Origin of the sequence: Pseudomonas sp. D1-36 (genome assembly GCF_051132205.1) — a bacterium.
In the GTDB taxonomy this organism is placed as follows: Bacteria; Pseudomonadota; Gammaproteobacteria; order Pseudomonadales; family Pseudomonadaceae; genus Aquipseudomonas.
Genome location: NZ_CP071674.1, coordinates 890,187 through 906,428, shown reverse-complemented (window position 1 = coordinate 906,428; position 16,242 = coordinate 890,187). Strand labels below are relative to the sequence as shown.

Below are 16,242 nucleotides of genomic sequence, written 5' to 3'. Positions count from 1 at the left end.
AACGCCCCGAACCAGTCGGGGCGTTTGCTTGTTCAGCGGCTAAGCGAGGGAGTGATTAAACGCCCGATGCCTTGGCTGCCGCGACGTCCTTGATGGACAGCTTGATACGGCCGCGGTTGTCCACGTCCAGTACCAGCACTTCCACTTCCTGGCCTTCTTTCAGGATGTCGGTCACTTTCTCGACACGAGCATCGCTCAGCATGGAGATGTGAACCAGGCCGTCCTTGCCCGGCAGGATGTTGACGAACGCGCCGAAGTCGACGATGCGCTCAACCTTGCCGACGTAGATCTTGCCGATCTCGGCTTCGGCGGTGATGCCCAGGACGCGCTGGCGTGCTGCTTCCGCCGCTTCCTTGGTTTCGCCGAAGATCTTGATCGAACCGTCGTCTTCGATGTCGATCGAGGCCTTGGTTTCTTCACAGATCGCACGGATGGTCGCGCCGCCTTTACCGATGACATCACGGATTTTGTCGGTGTCGATTTTCATCGCGATCATGGTCGGAGCGTTTTCCGACAGCTCGGTGCGGGACTGACCGATGATCTGGTTCATCTGGCCGAGGATGTTCAGGCGCGCTTCCAGGGCTTGGCCCAGGGCGATTTCCATGATCTCTTCGGTGATGCCTTTGATCTTGATGTCCATCTGCAGTGCGGTGACGCCTTTGGCGGTACCGGCCACTTTGAAGTCCATGTCGCCCAGGTGGTCTTCGTCACCCAGGATGTCGGTCAGGACAGCGAACTTCTCGCCTTCTTTAACCAGACCCATGGCGATGCCGGCAACCGGAGCCTTCATCGGCACACCAGCGTCCATCAGGGCCAGGGAAGCGCCGCAGACCGAAGCCATCGAGCTCGAGCCGTTGGATTCGGTGATTTCCGATACCACGCGGATGGTGTACGGGAACACGTCAGCGGCTGGCAGCATGGCCTGGACCGAACGACGGGCCAGACGGCCGTGGCCGATTTCGCGACGACCGGCGCCACCCATGCGACCACACTCGCCCACCGAGAACGGAGGGAAGTTGTAGTGCAGCATGAACGGGTCTTTCTTTTCGCCTTCCAGGGTGTCCAGCAGTTGCGCGTCACGGGCGGTGCCCAGTGTTGCAACGACCAGTGCCTGGGTCTCGCCACGGGTGAACAGTGCCGAACCGTGGGTCTTCGGAAGAACGCCGACTTCGATGTTCAGCGGACGTACGGTGCGGGTGTCGCGACCATCGATACGCGGCTTGCCGTTGACGATGTTTTCGCGAACGGTGCGATATTCGATTTCACCGAACGCAGCCTTCACGTCGCTGGCCGATGGCTGGCCTTCTTCGCCGGAGAACTTGGCGACGACCTGGTCACGCAGCTCGCCCAGACGCGCATAACGGTCGGCCTTGATGGTGATGGTGTAGGCCTGGGAAATCGCGTCGCCGAACTCGGCACGGATCGCGCCCAGCAGCTCGGTGGCTTCTGGCTGTGGCGCCCAGGTCCAGGTTGGCTTGGCGGCTTCGGCGGCCAGTTCCTTGACGGCGTTGATCACCACTTGGAACTCGTCGTGGGCGAACAGCACGGCGCCCAGCATCTGGTCTTCGGTCAGTTCTTTGGCTTCGGATTCAACCATCAGCACGGCTTCGGAAGTACCGGCCACGACCATGTCCAGGCTCGATGCCTTCAACTGCTCGTAGGTCGGGTTCAGCAGGTAGCCGGTGCTTTCGTGGAAGGCGACGCGGGCAGCGCCGATCGGGCCATCGAAAGGAATGCCGGAGATGGCCAGGGCAGCCGAGGTACCGATCATCGCAGCGATGTCCGGATCGGTCTTCTTGCTGGTGGACACGACGGTGCAGACGACCTGCACTTCGTTCATGAAGCCTTCTGGGAAAAGCGGACGGATCGGACGGTCGATCAGTCGTGAAGTCAGGGTTTCTTTCTCGGAAGGACGGCCTTCGCGCTTGAAGAAACCGCCAGGGATCTTACCGGCTGCGTAAGTCTTTTCCTGGTAGTGGACAGACAGAGGGAAGAAGCCCTTGCCTGGATCGGCTTGCTTGGCGCCGACAACGGTCACCAATACGCTGACGTCGTCGTCAACGGTGACCAGCACTGCGCCGGAGGCCTGACGGGCGATACGGCCGGTCTCGAGGGTAACGGTCGACTGACCGAACTGGAATTTTTTGATTACCGGGTTCACGGTGTCCTACCTTCTTTGTGGCTCTTGGGGGAACTTGTCTTCTTGCGAAATTCTTGGGCAATGACGGGAATCGGCCCGGCAACTGTCCAGGGTAAAACGTGCATCCAGATAAAACTTGAGGCTGGGAGCCTGCCATGCGCCAACGGGAAACCCCTGACGTACGACAGACCACCAACCTCTAGCGCAATCGCTTATTAGCGACGCAGACCCAGGCGAGCGATCAGAGCGCTGTAACGGCTCACGTCCTTGCCTTTCAGGTAGTCCAGCAGTTTACGGCGCTGGTTTACCATGCGGATCAGACCACGACGGGAGTGGTGATCTTTACCGTTGGCCTTGAAGTGACCTTGCAGTTTGTTGATGTTGGCGGTCAGCAGTGCAACTTGCACTTCTGGCGAACCAGTGTCACCAACAGCTTGCTGGTAGTCAGCTACGATTTGAGCTTTTTCTTGAACGTCGAGAGCCATGAGGCAATCCTTTTAGTCAGGAAACTGTTTCAATGAAACAGCTTCAACAGGCCAGGGACAAATCCCTGTATCTATAAATGAGTAGTGACCGTGCCTGTTAACAGCCACACTCGCCAGCCTGTTGTTACGCAGGCTGGTTCCGGTCATTCCGACCGAATCAATCGACGTGGCGCAATGCGCCCGTCTTCGCTCACTTCACCGATACCGATGAAGCGACCATTGTGATCCTGTACCCGAACCATGCCGAACTTCGGCGCATCCGGGGCACGTACCGGCTGGCCGTTGAGCCAGTAGAACGCACTGTGTTCAGAGAACTGCAGCAGCGGCCAGTCGAGCAAACCGCTGTCCGACGGCATCAGGAAGCGGTCGACCGCTTCATTCCCGCCTTCGGCATGCACGGCTTCGAGCTCTTCCAACGTGACCGTCTGGGCTAACGTGAAAGGCCCGGCCTGGGTCCGCCGCAATTCTGCCACGTACGCGCCACAGCCGAGTTGCTCGCCGATATCCTCCACCAGGGTACGGATATAGGTGCCTTTGCTGCAATCCACGGCTAGCCGTGCAGTATTACCGTCAAAGGCCAGCAATTCCAAGCGCGCAATAGTAACAGAACGCGGTTCACGCTCCACTACTTCACCTGCACGGGCCAGTTTGTACAACGGCTGTCCATCGCGCTTGAGGGCAGAGTACATCGGCGGTATCTGACTGATTTGCCCGCGAAACTTCGGCAAGACCGCCTCGATATCCGTCTGACCAACGGTCACCGGGCGTTCCAGCAAAACCTCACCTTCGGCGTCCGCCGTGGTGGTGGTCTTGCCTAACTGCGCCAGGGTTTCATAACCCTTGTCGGAATCGAGCAGGTACTGGGAGAACTTGGTCGCCTCGCCGAAACACAGGGGCAGCACGCCAGTAGCCAGCGGATCGAGACTACCGGTGTGGCCAGCCTTCTCGGCGTTGAGCAACCAGCGAACCTTCTGCAGGGCTGCGTTGGAGGTGAATCCCAACGGTTTGTCGAGCAGGATGATACCGCTGACGTTACGACGGATACGTTTGACCTGAGCCACCGGTTACTCCTTGGTGTCTTCGGGTTCAGCCGCAGCCGGGTGCTGGCTGTCTTCAGCCACGGCGCGCTCGATCAGCGCTGACAGATGCGCGCCTCGCACGACGCTTTCGTCGTAGTGGAAGTGCAACTGCGGAACGCTGCGCAGCTTCATCTCCCGGGCCAACTGCATGCGCAGGAAGCCGGCGGCCGAGTTGAGCACCTTGATGCTCTGGGCGATTTCTTCGGCGCTGTCCTGGCCCATCACGGTGATGAAAATCTTGGCATGACCGACGTCACGGCTGACTTCCACTGCGGTAATGGTGACCAGGCCAACGCGCGGGTCCTTGACTTCGCGACGGATCAGTTGGGCCAGCTCGCGCTGCATCTGATCGCCGATTCGTTGGGTACGGCTGTATTCTTTTGCCATGTCTTGTTACCTGTTACTGCCCCACGGTGAAACCCGCGAGGTCTGAAAGCGGCAAACGCCCGGCCTGGCAAAAGCCAGACCGGGCGTTGCGTTTAGAGTCCGCCTGCACGGCAGCGCATGTTCATGCGGCTGCCCGATGCGGCTCTTGAAGTGCGCGAGTCAGAGGCTGCGAGCAACCTGGACCTTCTCGAAGACTTCGATCTTGTCGCCAACCTTGACGTCGTTGTAGCTCTTGACGCCAATACCGCACTCCATGCCGGCACGCACTTCGGAAGCGTCATCCTTGAAGCGGCGCAGGGATTCCAGCTCGCCTTCGAAGATAACGATGTCTTCACGCAATACACGGATAGGACGGTTACGGTGAACGACACCTTCGATCACCATGCAACCGGCGATCGCACCGAACTTCGGCGAACGGAACACATCGCGAACTTCGGCCACGCCCAGGATGTTCTCCCGCACGTCGCTGCCCAACATACCGGTCAACGCTTTCTTGACGTCTTCGATGATGTCGTAGATCACGTTGTAGTAACGCATGTCCAGGCCTTCCTGCTCGACGATCTTGCGAGCACCGGCATCGGCACGCACGTTGAAGCCAAACAGTACAGCGTTGGAGGCGAGTGCCAGGTTGGCGTCGGATTCGGTGATACCACCGACACCGCCACCGACCACGCGCACTTGCACTTCGTCGTTACCCAGGCCGTTCAGAGCGCCCTGCAAAGCTTCCAGCGAGCCACGGACGTCGGATTTGAGGACGATGTTGAGCGTCTTCTTCTCTTCCTGGCCCATGTTCTCGAAGATGTTCTCCAGCTTGCCGGCGTGAGCACGGGCCAGCTTGACTTCGCGGAACTTGCCTTGACGGAACAGCGCGACTTCACGGGCTTTCTTCTCGTCAGCCACAACGCTCATTTCGTCGCCAGCGTCCGGAGTACCGTCCAGGCCGAGGATCTCGACCGGGATAGCCGGACCGGCTTCCTTGATTGGCTTGCCGTTCTCGTCGAGCATGGCGCGCACGCGGCCATAGTTCGAACCGACCAGCACCATGTCGCCTTGGCGCAGGGTACCGTCCTGGACGAGCACGGTCGCCACCGGGCCGCGGCCCTTGTCGAGGCGCGATTCAACCACCACGCCACGGCCTGGAGCCGAAGGCGTAGCGGTCAATTCCAGAACCTCGGCCTGCAACAGGACGGCTTCGAGCAGTTCGTCGACGCCAGTACCCATCTTCGCGGAAACCGGGACGAATGGAGTGTCGCCACCCCACTCTTCAGAGGTCACGCCGTGAACCGACAGTTCGCTGCGGATGCGATCGAGATCAGCGCCCGGCTTGTCGATCTTGTTCACTGCAACCACCAGCGGCACGCCAGCTGCCTGGGCATGCTGAACAGCTTCGATGGTTTGCGGCATGACGCCGTCGTCCGCCGCGACCACCAGGATAACGATGTCGGTGGCCTTGGCACCACGGGCACGCATCGCGGTAAACGCGGCGTGACCCGGGGTGTCGAGGAACGTCACCATGCCGCGGTCGGTTTCAACGTGGTAGGCGCCGATGTGCTGGGTAATACCGCCAGCCTCGCCCGCCGCAACCTTGGCGCGACGAATGTAGTCGAGCAGCGACGTCTTACCATGGTCAACGTGACCCATGACGGTCACGACCGGCGCACGGGCGACCGCTTCACCTTCGAACTTCAGCGACTCGGCCAGGGAATCTTCCAGGGCGGTGTCGCTGACCAGGGTCACTTTGTGGCCCAGTTCTTCGGCGACCAGCTGGGCAGTTTCCTGATCCAGTACCTGGTTGATGGTGGCCGGGGTACCCAGCTTGAACATGAACTTGATGATTTCAGCAGCCTTGACCGACATCTGCTGGGCCAGGTCGCCCACAGTGATGGTCTCGCCGATCTTCACTTCGCGCACGACAGGGCCGGTAGGGCTCTGGAAACCGTGGGCGTTGCGTTTCTTCAGCTTGGCCTTGCCGCGACCGCCGCGACGGAAGCCATCGCTTTCTTCGTCGGTAGTACGAGGCGCAACGCGTGGAGCCGGCGCCTTTTCCTTGACCGAAGCACGATGAGGAGCATTCTTGCGCTCGCCATCGTTACCGCCACGACGGTTGTCGTCGGCACGTGGCTTGTCGGGACGACGCTGCTCATCGCGCTTGCGAGTGTCGGCCGGAGCCGGCGCTAGTGCCGCGACCGGTGCGGCTTCACGCACAGGCTCGGCTACCGGGGCCGCAGCCTCGACAGCTTCGACTGGAGCGGGTTGCGCAGCAGCAGGCTGGCGACGCGCTTCTTCTTCAGCGCGACGCTTGGCTTCTTCTTCAGCCTTCTGGCGAGCAGCATTTTCCACTGCACGACGTTCTTCCAGTTCGCGTTTGCGCTCGGCTTCGATTTCTTCCGGGCTGCGCTGTACGAAGACTTTCTTCTTGCGTACTTCAACGCTGATGCTTTTGCTACCGGCAACACGCAGGGTGCTGGTGGTTTTACGCTGCAGTGTGATCTTGCGCGGTTCTTCCACTTTCGCCTTGTGACTGCTCTTCAAGTGAGTCAGCAGGGACTGCTTCTCACTGTCGGTCACATGTTCCTCGGCGGCGGTGTGCGGCAGACCTGCCTCACGCATCTGCTGCAACAGGCGCTCTACCGGTGTTTTGACCTCATCGGCCAGTTGTTTCACCGTGACTTGCGTCATGCACTTCTCTCCTCAGGCCGCGCCTAATTACTCGAACCAGTGGGCTCGGGCGGCCATGATCAACTTGCCGGCACGATCATCGTCAATGCCGTCGATGTCGAGCAGGTCGTCAATAGACTGCTCGGCCAGGTCTTCGCGGGTAATTACGCCGCGCACCGCCAGTTCCATCGCCAAATCCTTGTCCATGCCCTCAAGCGAGAGCAGGTCTTCGGCCGGATGGGCGTCTGCCAGCTTTTCCTCAGTAGCGATGGCTTTGGTCAACAAACGATCCTTGGCCCGAGCGCGAAGCTCGTTGACGATTTCCTCGTCAAAGCCGTCGATGTTGAGCATTTCTTCCACCGGTACGTAGGCAATCTCTTCCAGGCTGGTAAAGCCCTCATCCACCAGCACCTGCGCCAGCTCTTCATCGACTTCAAGCTCTTCGATGAAGTTGCGCAGGATGTCGCCGGTTTCAGCTTGCTGCTTAGCCTGGATGTCCGATTCGGTCATCACGTTCAGGGTCCAGCCAGTCAATTGGCTGGCCAGACGCACGTTCTGACCACCGCGACCGATGGCCTGAGCGAGATTGTCTGCGCCAACGGCGATGTCCATGGCGTGGGCATCTTCGTCGACGATAATTGCCGCCACTTCAGCAGGCGACATGGCATTGATCACGAACTGAGCCGGGTTGTCGTCCCAGAGGACGATGTCCACACGCTCGCCGCCCAACTCGCCGGATACGGCCTGGACACGCGAACCACGCATGCCGATGCAGGCACCTTGCGGGTCGATGCGCTTGTCCTTGGAGCGGACCGCGATCTTGGCGCGCGAACCCGGATCACGGGACGCGGCCATGACTTCGATCAGACCTTCAGCAATTTCCGGCACTTCGATGCGGAACAGCTCGATCAGCATTTCCGGCGCGGTACGCGACAGGATCAGCTGCGGGCCCCGGTTCTCGGTGCGGATTTCCTTGAGCAGCGCGCGCAAACGCACGCCGACCCGGAAGGTTTCGCGAGAAATGATGTCTTCACGGGCCAGCAACGCTTCGGCGTTGTTGCCCAGGTCGACGATCACGTTGTCGCGTGTCACTTTTTTCACGGTGCCGGAGATGATTTCTCCCAGGCGCTCGCGATAAGCGTCAACAACTTGTGCGCGCTCGGCTTCGCGAACTTTCTGCACAATGACCTGCTTGGCAGTCTGTGCAGCGATGCGACCGAACTCGATGGATTCGATTTTTTCTTCGACGACATCGCCGACCTTGGCGCCCGGGTGCGTTTCCGCGACCTTGCTCGGCCAGGTTTCGATAGCCGGATCGTCCAGGTCCTCTTCCTCGACTACCGTCCAGCGACGGAAAGTCTCGTAGGCACCGGTGTGGCGATTGATTTCCACACGCAGATCAACTTCGTCTTCGAACCGCTTCTTGGTAGCAGTGGCCAGGGCCAGCTCCAGCGCTTCAAAAATAACGTTAGCCGGTACGCCCTTTTCATTGGATACCGACTCAACAACCAGCAGTACTTCTTTGCTCATCGTACGCCTCGCCTTTCGCAAGCCATTGGATCCGCGGGATCCGCAGTATCTGGCACGTATCAGTCAAAACTGGGAATAATGTTGGCCTTGTCGATCATATCGATCGGCAACAGGAATTCGTGTTCATCTACTTGAACCACGACGTCCTGCTCTTCTACACCGCGTAGAAGGCCTTGGAAGTTGCGTCGACCTTCGAAAGGCGAGCGCAGCCTGATTTTCACTTGTTCACCGGCAAACAAAGCGAACTGCTCAAGGGTGAACAGAGGGCGCTCCATGCCAGGCGAGGAAACTTCAAGGGTGTATTCGGATGTGATTGGATCTTCAACATCCAGCACACCGCTGATCTGACGGCTGACAATGGCGCAATCGTCCACCAGCACACCGCCTTCTTTATCAATATAAACGCGCAACATTGAGTGGCGACCTTGAGCCGAAAACTCAATACCCCAGCATTCATAGCCTAGGGCCACGACCACCGGGGCCAACAAGGCCTGCAACTCTTCTAGCTTGCTCGACACCTGAACCCCCTCGTGCATGTAGTGCATGCTGTGCAAAATAAAAAATGGGCGAAACGCCCATCCTTGAAACGCCGTTGAACAGCGGCGTTGTAAAGTGTCCAGCTAACAAAAAGCCCCTTGGAAGGGGCCCTGAAACTGGTTGCGGGAGCCGGATTTGAACCGACGACCTTCGGGTTATGAGCCCGACGAGCTACCAGGCTGCTCCATCCCGCGACAAAGCTGGGGCGGAAGTATACGACCGATCCCTTATAGGGTCAATGTAACCCTTCCACCTACAAGAAAGCCCGCAATAGCGGGCTCTCCTGATAATTGGTACCGAGAAGGGGACTCGAACCCCTACACCCTATGGGCACAACCACCTCAAGGTTGCGTGTCTACCAATTCCACCACCTCGGCAATACAGCGTTTGAAACTTTCCTACTTCTGCTCTTGAGCTGGAGGCACGTCAGTCGCCGAGTTGGCCGACTTTTGCTCTTGAAGCACCGGGACATCATCAGAAACCGGTTGTTGCTTTGGCGCTTCCAACACCGCTGGGTTTGGCAAACCTACCTGAGTCAGCTCATGAGCCTTCTCTTTAGCAAAGTAACCTAACCCTAAGCTGGTTATGAAGAAACCGGCGGCGAGTATAGCAGTAAACTTACTAAGAAAGGTAGAGGAACCTTGGCTTCCGAATACAGTATTTGAAGCACCTGCACCAAAAGACGCACCAGCATCCGCACCTTTACCCTGCTGCAGCAATACGAGAGCGACAACACCCAGCGCGCCCAGCAGATGAAAAACGACTACGACTGTTTCCAGCATTTTTTCAGTTTCCCGCGGCGCGACAGATCGCACCGAACTCATCTGCATTCAGGGACGCTCCACCAATGAGCCCCCCATCGATATCCGGCATGCCGAACAGTTCGACCGCATTGGCCGCCTTCACGCTGCCGCCGTATAGAAGCCGCACACCTCGTGCCACTTCAGAATTTTCTGCCGCCAGCTGCGCTCGGATGGCGGCGTGCACATCCTGCGCCTGCTGCGGCGAAGCCGTCAGTCCGGTACCAATGGCCCAGACAGGCTCGTAAGCGATGACCGCCTTGGCAAAGGCTCCGACACCCAGGTCCTCGATAATGCTACCCAGTTGGCGCCCTACCACTTCAAGCGTCTGCCCGGATTCACGCTGTTCCAGGGTCTCCCCTACGCACAGCACCGGAACAAGGCCACAGGCCTGGGCCGCAGCAAACTTGCGGATCAGGGCTTTATCCTGCTCGCCCATGATCATGCGGCGCTCGGAGTGCCCTACCAGAACCAGCGAACAACCTGCATCAACGAGCTGGCTCGGTGCAATCTCACCGGTCAACGCGCCTTGCATGGATTCCACCGCAGAGTTCTGCGCACCGATCGAAATCGACTTGCCTTTCAAGCCATCAACCACTTGGTTGATATACAGGCAAGGCGGGAATACCGCGACATCAACACCGCTTGGCAAGGCCAGACTACGAAGGCCTTTGATCAGCTCAGCGACGCTGGCGCGGGTACCGTGCATCTTCCAGTTACCAGCTACCATAGGGCGACGCATGCTGTACCTCGTCGGTCAAAGTGGGCGCAGATGTTACCCAACCGTTTCATGACTGGCAAGCCGAATTCAGGCAGAAACTTCAGTAACGAGTTTTGCCAACTCTTCGGCATAACCACGGACCTGTGCTTCATCCTCGCCTTCGACCATTACACGCACCAAAGGCTCTGTCCCTGACTTGCGCAACAAAACCCTTCCGCGCCCAGCCATCGCCTGGGTCACTCGCTCGCTGGCTTGCTTGACCATCGTGTGTTCGAGTGGATTCACACCGCCACCGAAACGTACGTTGATCAATACCTGCGGACACTTGCGCAACGCCTGGCGCGACTGGGCGAGCCCTTCGTTGCGCGCCTTGAGCGCCATCAGCACCTGCAACGCGGCAATGATCGCATCACCGGTGGTGGTATGGTCGAAGCAAACGATGTGCCCCGAGTTCTCACCACCAATCACCCAACTGCGCTCCAGCAGCTCGGAAATCACGTAGCGGTCGCCCACATTGGCGCGCACGAAGGGGATATCCAGGTCAGCCAGGGCCAGCTCAAGTCCGAGGTTGCTCATCAATGTCCCGACAACACCACCTTGCAGCTTGCCCCGACCGTGCAAATCACGAGCAATAATGAACAGCAGCTCATCACCGTCGACAACCGTACCGGTGTGATCGACCATCAGCACTCGGTCGCCATCACCGTCAAAGGCGATACCGAGATCCGCATGCTCAGCCAGTACAGCCGCCTGCAATGCCTCGGTGTGGGTCGAACCGCAGTTATGGTTGATGTTCAGCCCGTTAGGCTGGGCAGAAAGCACCACCACCTCGGCGCCCAGCTCTCGAAAAACGCTCGGTGCAACTTTGTAGGTTGCTCCATGGGCACAATCGACAACGATCTTCAGCCCCGAAAAACTGGTACCGGTTGGAACACTGCCTTTGCAGAATTCGATGTAGCGACCCGATGCGTCGTTGATCCGGGATACCTTGCCGATCTTGCTCGACTCGACGACCGTCATGGGCGCGTCCAGCAACTCTTCAATCATCAGTTCGATTTCGTCCGGCAGCTTGGTGCCCTTGCCGGAGAAGAACTTGATGCCGTTGTCGTCATGAGGGTTATGCGACGCACTGATCACAATGCCAGCCTGCGCCTGGAATGTACGCGTCAGGTAGGCAATGGCAGGTGTGGGCATCGGTCCGAGCAGCATGACATCGGCACCTGCGGAGGTCAGGCCGGCCTCAAGGGCCGATTCGAACATGTAGCCGGATATGCGCGTGTCCTTTCCGACCAGGACCTTGCAGGCCCCCATCTTTCGGAACGCCATGCCGGCAGCCCAGCCAAGCTTGAGCATGAAATCGGGGGTAATGGGGTATTCGCCGACCCGACCACGGATACCGTCGGTGCCAAAGTATTTTTTGCTCATAAGTGCTCCATCATTCTTATTCGGCTGAATCCACCGCGGCGATCATCCGCACGACATCCATTGTTTCGATCACATCATGCACCCGTAATATACGCGCGCCTTTCGTAATGGCCAGGGCCGCCAGGGCGAGACCTCCATAGAGGCGCTCTCCTACCGGACGCCCCAGGGCGTTGCCTATCATGCTCTTTCGCGAAACCCCAACCAACAAGGGTCGCCCAAGGGCATGCAAGGCTTCCATATGTTTGAACAGGCTTAGATTGTGGGCCACTGTCTTCGCAAAACCGAATCCAGGGTCAAGGATAATGCGCTCGGCGGGAATGCCCACGGCAGCGCACTGGTTCATGCGCTCCGCCAGGAACTCGCCCACCTCCTTGGTCACGTCGTCATAATGCGGGTCGTCCTGCATGGTTCCAGGCTCGCCCAGCATATGCATCAGGCAAACCGGCAGGCCCGTAGCGGCGGCCGCATCCAGAGCGCCATCTCGACGCAAGGAGCGAACATCATTGATAAGCCCCGCCCCCAAGCGCGCCGCCTCCCGCATGACTGCCGGCGTGGACGTATCGACTGAGATGACGACGTCGAGCTCGCGATGGATGCGCTCGACAATCGGCGCCACTCGCTCCAGCTCTTCCGTAGGCGAAACCGCCCGCGCACCGGGACGAGTGGACTCTCCGCCAACATCGATCAACGTCGCGCCAGCGCAGACCATGGCTTGCGCATGTCGCAACGCAGCGTCGAGCTGACTGAAGCGCCCACCATCGGAAAAGGAATCTGGAGTGACATTGAGGATGCCCATGACATGCACACGGGCCAAATCAAGAACCCGGTTGCCGCAAGGCAACCGGGTCGAGGACTGAACAGAAGTCATTTCAAGCCTTAAACGTCGGCAGCCGGGCCGCCGATGGGTGTTTCCGGGCGCTCGCCCTGCACCGCCGGAGGCGTACCTGAGGCACCCGTGCCACCGGACCAATCCCGAGGCTCACGTGGCGTGCGGCCTGCCATGATGTCGTCGATCTGCTCGGCATCGATGGTTTCATATTTCATCAAGGCATCAGCCATCGCATCCAGCTTGTCGCGATTGTCCGTGAGGATCTGCTTCGCCGTGCCGTAGCAGTGGTCGATGATGCTGCGAACTTCAGTGTCAATCAGCTTGGCAGTCTCACCGGAGAAGCTTGCATGTTGACCACCGCCACCGCGGCCAAGGAACACTTCGCCTTCTTCCTCGGCATACATCAGCGGCCCGAGCTTCTCGGACAAGCCCCACTTGGTCACCATGTTTCGCGCAATCTGGCTGGCACGCATGATGTCGTTTGACGCACCAGTCGTCACGCCATCGAAACCCAACGTCATCTCTTCAGCGATACGACCGCCGTACAGCGAACAGATCTGGCTGATCAAGGCACGCTTGGAGAGACTGTAGCGGTCTTCTTCCGGTAGGAACATCGTCACACCCAGCGCGCGACCGCGCGGGATGATCGAAACCTTGTAAACCGGATCATGCTCAGGCACCACTCGACCGACGATAGCGTGACCCGCCTCGTGGTAAGCCGTGTTCTGCTTTTCCTTTTCCGACATGACCATCGATTTGCGCTCGGCGCCCATCATGATCTTGTCCTTGGCCAATTCGAACTCTTTCATTTCAACGACGCGCTTGCCGGAACGGGCCGCGAACAACGACGCTTCGTTTACCAGGTTCGCCAGATCCGCACCGGAGAAACCCGGCGTACCGCGGGCGATGACCGCTGGAGCGACATCGTCACCCATTGGCACCTTGCGCATGTGGACCTTCAGGATCTGCTCGCGACCGCGGATGTCTGGCAGCCCCACCACGACTTGGCGGTCGAAACGACCTGGACGCAACAGCGCGGGGTCAAGCACGTCAGGACGGTTGGTGGCGGCAATCACGATGATGCCGTCGTTCATTTCAAAACCGTCCATCTCCACCAGCAACTGGTTGAGGGTTTGCTCACGTTCGTCGTGACCACCACCCATACCAGCACCACGGTGACGACCGACCGCGTCGATTTCGTCGATGAAGATGATGCACGGCGCGTGTTTCTTGGCTTGTTCGAACATGTCACGAACACGGCTGGCGCCCACGCCGACGAACATTTCGACGAAGTCGGAGCCGGAAATCGTGAAGAACGGTACTTTCGCTTCGCCGGCAATCGCCTTGGCCAACAGCGTTTTACCTGTACCCGGCGGGCCAACCATCAGCACACCACGTGGGATGCGGCCACCCAGGCGTTGGAACTTGCCCGGATCGCGCAGGAACTCGACCAGCTCACCCACTTCTTCCTTCGCCTCATCGCAACCCGCGACGTCGGCAAGGGTGGTCTTGACCTGATCTTCGGACAACAGCCGAGCCTTGCTCTTGCCGAAGCTCATCGGCCCGCCCTTGCCTCCGGCTCCACCCTGCATCTGGCGCATGAAGAACATGAACACCGCAATGATCACGAGGATAGGGAAGCTGGCGACCAGAAGCTGGGCCCAGATGCTTTGCTGCTCGGGCTGCTTGCCTTCGATCACGACATGATTGTCCACCAGGTCGCCAATCAGGCCGTTGTCCTGGATAGCCGGACGAATGGTCTTGAAAGTGTCGCCATCGGCGCGCTTGCCGGTAATCACATAGCCATCAACGGCTACGCGCTCGACCTTGCCTTCCTTGACCTGCTGGAGGAAGTCGGAATAGTTGAGGGTCTGCGGCTCGTTAGGGCTGGAGAAGTTGTTCATCACGGTCACAAGGACAGCAGCGATGATCAACCACAGGATCAGATTCTTTGCCATATCGTTCAATTAACTACCCTCTGAAGCAAGCTCCGCTACTGGCGCGCGCTTCGCATGATATTCACCGGCCTAACTTACTACATTACCTGCGACTTGGCAGGCGCCGTCTGTAACCCTTTGTGAAACTTTGACTCGCGGAATTTTCGTTACCTGCCATTTTCAAGGCGAGACAAAAAAAACTATCGCCCCTGATTAAAGACGCTCATCACTGGCAGCGCCTTCAATCCCGCGGAACCCACGCGCCAGCAGGTACTGCTCGCGAGAACGGTCACGGGACGACAACGGCTTGCGCATCTGCACTTTGTCGAACAGCTTGCGGATACCCTTATGGTACTCATCGAAGCCCTCACCCTGGAAAACCTTGATCAGGAAGTCACCACCCGGACGCAGAACCCGCCCAGCCAGATCCAGGGCCAGCTCGCTCAAAAACATCGCACGAGGCATGTCGACAGCCGCTAATCCACTCATATTGGGGGCCATATCGGAAATCACAAGGTCGACTTCGGTATTTCCGACGGCCTCCAGGATTTTCGCCAACACCGCGTCTTCCGTGAAGTCGCCCTGGATGAAGGTGACATCGGGGATGCCGTCCATTTCCAGGATATCGGAAGCGATCAGCCGCCCCTGGCCGCCAATCAGACGACTGGTCACTTGCGACCAGCCTCCCGGCGCTGCGCCGAGATCGATCACGGTCATGCCAGGACGAATCAGGCGATCTTTTTCCTGGATCTCCAGCAATTTATAGCTGGCGCGCGAACGATAGCCGTCTTTTTGCGCCATTTTGACGTACGGGTCGTTGAAATGTTCTTTGAGCCAGTTCTGGCTAGTCTTGGAACGGGCCACGGGCCACCTCTAAAAAATAAATCGCGTCGTGATTAACTGGGCGGTCCCGGACTCGCTCGGGTAAACTGGCCGCCGCTTTTTACAAGATCAGACGCAGGGGTCAGATTATGCCGCTCACTCAAGAGCAGAAGAAACAATACAAATCCATTGGCCACCATCTGAAACCGGTTTTGACTGTGGCTGATAACGGTTTGACTGAGGGTGTGCTCGCCGAACTGGAACGCGCCTTGGGCGATCACGAGCTGATCAAGATCAAGCTCAACATCCTCGACCGCGAAGCCCGCCTGGCTGCCGTTGCCGAACTGTGTAAAGTCGGAAAGGCAGACCTCGTGCAGGTCATCGGCAAGATGGCGCTGATTTACCGCAAGAACTTCAGCGTCAACAAGCAATTGTCGAACGTTCACCGCTTCAAGTGATACCAAAGGGTCAAGGGTGTGCTTCGCACACCCTGCCGCTCCAGCCGGGAACCGGTTGCAACACTAGCACCAATCCGGAAAAGCCCAGTATCAGGTAACTGAATACCTGCCACTGCGTTGCACTTGGCCAACCGAGACGCACCGCCAGGAACATTCCGCATGCGTACAACGACATGAGCAGCAATTGCCCACGAATGTCGCGCCATAGACTGACAAAACCCTCAGCCTGAACCAACACCAGAGCCTGAAACAGCACGCACGCTGCGGAAAATCCCACCAGCAGCGCCGTCAGCATGCTCGCGATTTCATCGATAAGCAGCGGCGCCAGGCCAATTTTGCCCAGTACCGGCAGCAGACCGATGTGCAGCAACCAGACGCCGCCCACCCACAACATCTGGGCGAGCTGCCAGATCATGGCGCCCGCTCGCAGCGGG

The 16,242-nt window shown here is 58.7% G+C and carries 15 protein-coding genes and 2 tRNA genes; 1 reads left to right on the top strand and 16 read right to left on the bottom strand.

The window, feature by feature from the left end:
• Positions 1 to 55 precede the first annotated feature (55 nt).
• From pnp to rlmE, 15 genes are all read right to left on the bottom strand, one after another.
• Positions 56 to 2,161 (bottom strand): polyribonucleotide nucleotidyltransferase, encoded by a 2,106-nt coding sequence (gene pnp / locus J3P76_RS04040; protein WP_420765572.1) that lies wholly within the window; start codon positions 2,159 to 2,161, stop codon positions 56 to 58.
• A 194-nt stretch (positions 2,162 to 2,355) separates the two neighbouring features.
• Positions 2,356 to 2,625 carry a 30S ribosomal protein S15 gene (gene rpsO / locus J3P76_RS04035; protein ID WP_011332409.1) on the bottom strand — a complete coding sequence of 90 codons (270 nt, stop codon included), beginning with the start codon at positions 2,623 to 2,625 and terminating at the stop codon, positions 2,356 to 2,358.
• Positions 2,626 to 2,768: 143 nt separating this feature from the next.
• Positions 2,769 to 3,686 carry a tRNA pseudouridine(55) synthase TruB gene (gene truB / locus J3P76_RS04030; RefSeq protein WP_420765573.1) on the bottom strand — a complete coding sequence of 306 codons (918 nt, stop codon included), beginning with the start codon at positions 3,684 to 3,686 and terminating at the stop codon, positions 2,769 to 2,771.
• A gap of 3 nt (positions 3,687 to 3,689) precedes the next feature.
• Positions 3,690 to 4,091, bottom strand: a complete 402-nt coding sequence (gene rbfA, locus J3P76_RS04025; protein ID WP_181287552.1) for a 30S ribosome-binding factor RbfA — start codon at positions 4,089 to 4,091, stop codon at positions 3,690 to 3,692.
• A gap of 159 nt (positions 4,092 to 4,250) precedes the next feature.
• Positions 4,251 to 6,770, bottom strand: coding sequence for a translation initiation factor IF-2 (gene infB / locus J3P76_RS04020; protein WP_434607835.1), 2,520 nt, complete (start codon positions 6,768 to 6,770; stop codon positions 4,251 to 4,253).
• 27 nt (positions 6,771 to 6,797) lie between these two features.
• Positions 6,798 to 8,279, bottom strand: coding sequence for a transcription termination factor NusA (gene nusA / locus J3P76_RS04015; RefSeq protein ID WP_420765576.1), 1,482 nt, complete (start codon positions 8,277 to 8,279; stop codon positions 6,798 to 6,800).
• A 59-nt stretch (positions 8,280 to 8,338) separates the two neighbouring features.
• The gene (rimP, locus tag J3P76_RS04010) at positions 8,339 to 8,797 is read right to left on the bottom strand and encodes a ribosome maturation factor RimP (protein WP_420765577.1); all 459 of its coding nucleotides are present in this window, start codon (positions 8,795 to 8,797) and stop codon (positions 8,339 to 8,341) included.
• 136 nt (positions 8,798 to 8,933) lie between these two features.
• Positions 8,934 to 9,010: transfer RNA gene (locus J3P76_RS04005), tRNA-Met, on the bottom strand.
• Positions 9,011 to 9,107: 97 nt separating this feature from the next.
• Positions 9,108 to 9,193 (bottom strand) — tRNA-Leu (locus J3P76_RS04000).
• 21 nt (positions 9,194 to 9,214) lie between these two features.
• Positions 9,215 to 9,598, bottom strand: a complete 384-nt coding sequence (secG, locus tag J3P76_RS03995) for a preprotein translocase subunit SecG (RefSeq protein ID WP_420765658.1) — start codon at positions 9,596 to 9,598, stop codon at positions 9,215 to 9,217.
• A 4-nt stretch (positions 9,599 to 9,602) separates the two neighbouring features.
• Complete coding sequence (gene tpiA, locus J3P76_RS03990) at positions 9,603 to 10,358, bottom strand: triose-phosphate isomerase (RefSeq protein ID WP_420765578.1); 756 nt, start codon at positions 10,356 to 10,358, stop codon at positions 9,603 to 9,605.
• A gap of 66 nt (positions 10,359 to 10,424) precedes the next feature.
• Positions 10,425 to 11,762 (bottom strand): phosphoglucosamine mutase, encoded by a 1,338-nt coding sequence (gene glmM, locus J3P76_RS03985; protein ID WP_420765579.1) that lies wholly within the window; start codon positions 11,760 to 11,762, stop codon positions 10,425 to 10,427.
• A gap of 16 nt (positions 11,763 to 11,778) precedes the next feature.
• The gene (folP, locus tag J3P76_RS03980; RefSeq protein WP_434607838.1) at positions 11,779 to 12,630 is read right to left on the bottom strand and encodes a dihydropteroate synthase; all 852 of its coding nucleotides are present in this window, start codon (positions 12,628 to 12,630) and stop codon (positions 11,779 to 11,781) included.
• An 8-nt stretch (positions 12,631 to 12,638) separates the two neighbouring features.
• Positions 12,639 to 14,549: an ATP-dependent zinc metalloprotease FtsH gene (gene ftsH / locus J3P76_RS03975; protein WP_434701577.1), complete on the bottom strand. Its 1,911-nt coding sequence runs from the start codon at positions 14,547 to 14,549 to the stop codon at positions 12,639 to 12,641.
• Between the two features lie 192 nt (positions 14,550 to 14,741).
• The gene (rlmE, locus tag J3P76_RS03970) at positions 14,742 to 15,392 is read right to left on the bottom strand and encodes a 23S rRNA (uridine(2552)-2'-O)-methyltransferase RlmE (RefSeq protein WP_039592319.1); all 651 of its coding nucleotides are present in this window, start codon (positions 15,390 to 15,392) and stop codon (positions 14,742 to 14,744) included.
• Positions 15,393 to 15,499: 107 nt separating this feature from the next.
• Between rlmE and J3P76_RS03965 the strand changes: the two genes are divergently transcribed.
• Positions 15,500 to 15,808, top strand: a complete 309-nt coding sequence (locus tag J3P76_RS03965) for a YhbY family RNA-binding protein (protein WP_181287543.1) — start codon at positions 15,500 to 15,502, stop codon at positions 15,806 to 15,808.
• A gap of 10 nt (positions 15,809 to 15,818) precedes the next feature.
• Here J3P76_RS03965 and J3P76_RS03960 read toward each other — a convergent pair whose 3' ends face one another.
• Positions 15,819 to 16,223 (bottom strand): MFS transporter, encoded by a 405-nt coding sequence (locus tag J3P76_RS03960; RefSeq protein ID WP_420765582.1) that lies wholly within the window; start codon positions 16,221 to 16,223, stop codon positions 15,819 to 15,821.
• Between the last annotated feature and the right edge of the window lie 19 nt (positions 16,224 to 16,242).